Raw genomic sequence first — 4,946 nt, forward strand, 5'->3', positions numbered from 1 at the left:
CAATATGAATATTTAATTTCAACATAAAAAAGCTTCTCTAGATTGATTCTAGAAAAGCCCCTTTTTATATTTATTATAAATCTCATATTTAACAATAATTATTAGATGACGATATTTTTTTACTAAAATATACGCCAAATACAACTTCAATTATAACTTCCATTACTGTTATAGAATTAGATATTATTCCTTTGTTCTTTATAGATGTCTTTTTCATATCTATGACCCCTTCCATATTTATGAGATATTTTGCTTTAACAAGTTATGTTCTTATTCTACAGCATTCTATAAAAAACACATATGGATTTACCTTACAACTATATTATGTTTATGTAATCTTAATCTAAAAAATCTTCAAAGTCATCTGAACCAGACTCTACAAAATCATAAAGAACATTTTCTTCAAAAAAATAACTTTCATCCACACTTAAATATTCTTTATACTTAGTTATTAACAACTTATTTATATACTTTCTATCTCTCTCAGAATAAGTCCCTACAAAAAACTCATCTCCTAACTGATAGTATATTGATTTAATATCATTATTTATTACATAAATATCGCTTTTTACATGATCATTATTAAAATTAAATCTAGTAAAAAATACCCCTTCTTCCATTTCACTCTTTAACATAAATGGGTTATCATTATAAAATTCCATTAGAAATTCATCCTTATTTTTTAACTTGTAAACATCTATAAATTCAGATTTTGATATTTCATCAAAAACCTCAAAATCATATACAGGTTCTTTATCTGTAACTAGTAAAGATTTAATTTTAAAATTATCTTTTTCTTTACATATATTAAAAGCTATTTTGCAAGTGTAATATCCATCTTCATCCTCATATAAAGCTTCACTAATGTACACTTCTTCACTTCTTTTAATCACTTTATTTTTTAAAAGGGTTCCGTTAATTTTAGTTATATGATTGTTTGATATTTCTTCACTACCAGAAAAGTATTTTAAACTTTCTCTATCTCTAGCTATAAACCTCATAGTCATATAATTTATAAATTCAACTTCATTATCAACCTTTTTGCTTATGATTGGATAAACTTTATCTAGAGTTAAATTACTTTTGTAATTCGTTATTATATCCATATACTCCTCAGTATCTCCCGGTAACTCTTTCCCATACTCTAGATTTTTATTACCAAAATGATTTATTAAGAATAAAGCCACTTCTTCTTTTACTAATATTTTGTTCTCTCCTAGACCTCCCATAAGTCTTTCTTCTTCGTTGCAAGCTTCTTTTGATGTTGGATTTTTTAAACTAACATAGTCAGCAATTCCTAACCCTTCTCCATCTAATAAAAAATATTGGTATATATTATTATTATTTTCCTCATATTTAATAGTAAGGCCCATACTTCCCATAAGCCTAGATTTTGTTATTTTGGCATAGTTAAATCTCATAAAATCACGTCCTTAATACTTTAATAATCACTAAATAGTTAAAATTCATTTTTATTTTCTATTTATGATTATAGTTTACAACAAAATCGAATTTTATAATATAATAAAGTAAATACTTAGATGAGGTGATTCAATGAAAAATATAGGAGCTTTTTTTGATATTGACGGAACTATTTATAGAGACTCCCTAATGGTGGAACATTTTAAAAAGCTTATTAAATACGAAATTGTAGATCAAAAGGCTTGGGTTGCCCATGCTAGAGACACTTTCTTAGATTGGGATAAAAGACAAGGAAATTATGACGATTACTTAGATGAAATATGTGATTTATATGTTAAGTCTCTACAACATGTAGATAAGTCTTGTATAGATTTTACTAGTGATCAAGTTATTGCATTAAAAGCAGAACGTGTTTATAAATATACTCGTTCAAGAATTAAATGGCATTTAGATAATGGTCATAAAGTTATATTTATTTCTGGTAGTCCAAATTTCTTAGTTGAAAAAATGGCTAAAAAATATGGAGCCACAGATTATGTAGGCAGTGACTATATATTTGAAGACGGAAAATTCAACGGAACGGTAATTCCTATGTGGGATTCAAAAAGTAAAAATGTCGCTATAGATAGCTTTGTTGAAAAATATGATATAGATTTAAGCCAGTCTTATGCTTATGGAGATACTAATGGAGATATTAATATGCTTAAACGTGTAGGTAATCCAGTTGCCATTAATCCAACTAACGAATTAGTAACTCGTATGATAGAAGATGAAACTCTATATAATAAATCTCAAATAATTGTAGAAAGAAAAGATATTATATATTCTTTAGATTGCAATGTAAAAAGACTTGATATAGGATTATAATATATTATTTGTACGGAGGATGATATTTTGAAGACCAAAGAAAAAACACTAAGCTTTAGCGATATAAGTAATGACTTAGATAATATAAGTAAAAAATTATACTTAGAATCTCCTGAAATCTGGATTGATTTTTCAGATAAAGTAGGTGAAGAAATTTTAGATGAGATGGTTCTTTTTTATGCAGCTAAGTTTAACTATGCATCTATAATAAAATACGCAATAGATAATGATATTGTCGACTTAAATATTCCATCTAAAAATAAAAGTTATTCGTCTATTAAGGAACATCTTTTAGCTGTATCAAGAGATTACAAAAATGATGATGTTTACGCTTACTTAAGCGGAGAATATAAATCATCTCAAAGCAGTGAAGAAAAAAACACATATGATCCAATAGATGCAAAAAAAGAAGAAAATAATAAAGATTACTTCCCTGTTTTTCTTTGCCCACATTGTAATTCAAATATACTTAAATCAGGTTATAAGGTATATGAAGAAATAAACTTTGCTTTTTCTCAAAGCAAAAGTAAATCAGAGGAGTTAAGCAGAAAAAAAGATAGTCGAGTTTTCTGTAATAGTTGTAATAAAATTGTTGATAATACTACAACGGAGTTATTAGAAAATATTTGTTCTATTCATAATTGTAAAAAATGTGGAAAAGATTTAACTCAAATAGGAATTACTGAAAAAGTAAAGATGACATTTAATGAGGATGATAGTAAATTTATGGCTAAACAAAAAACATATAATTGTCCTTCTTGTGATGAAGGGTTAAATGAATCTCAAATAAAACATTTTAATTTATAATATTAAAGGAGACTACAAAGTGATTAAATCACTTAATAGTCTCCTTTATTTATCTTTTTACAAATCTTCTAAGCTTATCATTATAAAAGTCTATAAACTGCGAATATACAAAATCATAAATTATAAAAGATATTTCAAATATTAATATAAAAAAAATATTAATTGGAATATATACAAATCCCTTTAAAATTATATATGCAAGTATTATTAATATATTCGCTACTAAAAGTTTCAATAGATACTCTTGAACAAAACTTCTATCCTTTTCTATTATATACTTTACCAAACCATAAATACCAAATGTAAAAACATATAATATCCATTGGGCTTTATTGACCATAATCATAAAACTCAACAAAACAGATCCTATATAAAATAGAATACCTGCTTTAGGTCCATATTCCATAATTACAATAGCTATTGGTAGAGATGCCAAACCTAAAAGGAATAAAGTATTCATAGGTATTATGTTAACTAATATCAATAAAATAATATTTAAAGCCAATAATATTCCACTATAGGCAATTTTTCTACTCATGACTATTTATCATCTCCTAAAAACAAGTACATAAATCTCCTCCACAACATTCGCAGCATGAGTCACATACAAACAAAGTACATAAATTACTGCAACAATCATCATCACAACAACAACAGCAACATCCATTTGAGTCATATCTTCTATTTCTGTTGTAATTATAAGAACGTCTGTCGTAATCATCTCTATAGTTATTGTATCTACTATAAGCATAAGCATATTCCTTATTATTAGGATCCATAAACTTAGCTCTTTTTAAAAAATCTTCTCCTTCTTCATAATATCCAATATTCATAGCAGACAATCCTGTTAAGTAATACCATTCACTGCATTTTTCATTTATGCTTTGTAAAAAACTATATGCTTTTTTAAATTCTTTATTTTCAATTAACGTCCTTGCTTTCATAAAACAGTCATTTTCATAAACATTACTGTACATTATTTCCACATCCTTTTTCTAATATATTTTTATACCTTAAATATACACCTGAATAAACTATATTTTCTATAATCCCTCTATTTAGTTGTAAATTTAAGTTATCAATTGACGATGCTAATAATCCTAGAGATATACTAATTAATTTATCAACTTTTAATTTTAATTCTTCCTTTTTATTTATATATTCTATATATGGATTATATCTTCCTTTTTTATAATCTTCCTCTAAATCTTCATAAGCATCTAATATATAGATATATTTCCCTATATTAAAGCCGATTCTTCTTAAATCTTCTTCATACTCATCATTTCTATAAGAAAAAATTTCTCCCATAAGTTCCCCAAATGTATTAGATACCTTATCTATATTACAGTTTTCTTCTTTTTCTAATTTATTAAGTAAATTCATTTGTTCTTTTATAATATTTGATTTATGAGGATATTTTTCATGTGCTAATTTAAGTTTACCCTTATAAATATTATAAGCTAAAATATCCTTTATTCCTTTATCATCTAGTAAATTATCTTCTAATTTATAATATGTTAATAATATATTCATACTAGCTGCATATTCTGTTATTTCATTTATGATTTTTTTCTTCTTTTTAAATGGACTAACTATACAAACTTCTTCTGTGATACTAGTTTTCGGTTTATAAATAGCTGTAAGAATCACTATCAAAAAAGTAATATCGTAGTTTAAACCCAGTCTAGATATTTCCCCATGATTCTCTTTCAAGTATTTACATAGTCCGCAATAGTATCCTTTATAATATTCAAATTCCCTAAAGGTCAAGTCCATTTTGTTTATTCTTACATATCCAAACATAATCATTTCCTTCCTATTATATATAGCTATAAATTAATTATATA

The 4,946-nt window shown here is 25.6% G+C and carries 7 protein-coding genes; 2 read left to right on the plus strand and 5 right to left on the minus strand.

Translation table 11 applies throughout. The features are described 5' to 3' along the window. Positions 1-88: 88 nt before the first annotated feature. Both NSA58_RS16100 and NSA58_RS16105 read right to left on the minus strand, forming a co-directional pair. On the minus strand, positions 89-217 hold the full coding sequence (locus NSA58_RS16100; RefSeq protein WP_257560677.1) for a hypothetical protein: 129 nt from the start codon (positions 215-217) through the stop codon (positions 89-91). Between the two features lie 121 nt (positions 218-338). Next, positions 339-1,421, minus strand: coding sequence for a hypothetical protein (locus NSA58_RS16105; RefSeq protein ID WP_039677860.1), 1,083 nt, complete (start codon positions 1,419-1,421; stop codon positions 339-341). 133 nt (positions 1,422-1,554) lie between these two features. On the opposite strand from NSA58_RS16105, the gene NSA58_RS16110 reads away from it, so the two are divergent. Both NSA58_RS16110 and NSA58_RS16115 read left to right on the plus strand, forming a co-directional pair. Next, positions 1,555-2,289 (plus strand): HAD family hydrolase, encoded by a 735-nt coding sequence (locus tag NSA58_RS16110; protein WP_039677861.1) that lies wholly within the window; start codon positions 1,555-1,557, stop codon positions 2,287-2,289. 27 nt (positions 2,290-2,316) lie between these two features. Continuing rightward, the gene (locus NSA58_RS16115; protein WP_039677862.1) at positions 2,317-3,096 is read left to right on the plus strand and encodes a hypothetical protein; all 780 of its coding nucleotides are present in this window, start codon (positions 2,317-2,319) and stop codon (positions 3,094-3,096) included. 49 nt (positions 3,097-3,145) lie between these two features. On the opposite strand, the gene NSA58_RS16120 is transcribed toward NSA58_RS16115, so the two are convergent. From NSA58_RS16120 to NSA58_RS16130, 3 genes are read right to left on the minus strand one after another with little or no spacing between them, the layout of a single operon-like run. Beyond that, on the minus strand, positions 3,146-3,634 hold the full coding sequence (locus NSA58_RS16120) for an ECF transporter S component (RefSeq protein WP_039677863.1): 489 nt from the start codon (positions 3,632-3,634) through the stop codon (positions 3,146-3,148). 16 nt (positions 3,635-3,650) lie between these two features. After that, entirely contained in the window at positions 3,651-4,073 is a 423-nt protein-coding gene (locus NSA58_RS16125; protein WP_079764879.1) for a tetratricopeptide repeat protein, read from the minus strand. After that, positions 4,063-4,902 carry a DUF5685 family protein gene (locus NSA58_RS16130; RefSeq protein WP_039677864.1) on the minus strand — a complete coding sequence of 280 codons (840 nt, stop codon included), beginning with the start codon at positions 4,900-4,902 and terminating at the stop codon, positions 4,063-4,065. The genes NSA58_RS16125 and NSA58_RS16130 overlap by 11 nt, the downstream gene beginning before the upstream one ends. Positions 4,903-4,946: the final 44 nt, after the last annotated feature.

Origin of the sequence: Terrisporobacter muris, from assembly GCF_024621905.1 — a bacterium.
In the GTDB taxonomy this organism is placed as follows: domain Bacteria; phylum Bacillota; class Clostridia; order Peptostreptococcales; family Peptostreptococcaceae; genus Terrisporobacter; species Terrisporobacter muris.

Coding starts and splice junctions, on each gene's coding strand:
- NSA58_RS16105 (WP_039677860.1), bottom strand. CDS start 1,421: ATGAGATTTAACTATGCCAAAATAACAAAATCTAGGCTTATGGGAAGT.
- NSA58_RS16125 (WP_079764879.1), bottom strand. CDS start 4,073: ATGTACAGTAATGTTTATGAAAATGACTGTTTTATGAAAGCAAGGACG.
- NSA58_RS16100 (WP_257560677.1), bottom strand. CDS start 217: ATGAAAAAGACATCTATAAAGAACAAAGGAATAATATCTAATTCTATA.
- NSA58_RS16120 (WP_039677863.1), bottom strand. CDS start 3,634: ATGAGTAGAAAAATTGCCTATAGTGGAATATTATTGGCTTTAAATATT.
- NSA58_RS16130 (WP_039677864.1), bottom strand. CDS start 4,902: ATGTTTGGATATGTAAGAATAAACAAAATGGACTTGACCTTTAGGGAA.
- NSA58_RS16110 (WP_039677861.1), top strand. CDS start 1,555: ATGAAAAATATAGGAGCTTTTTTTGATATTGACGGAACTATTTATAGA.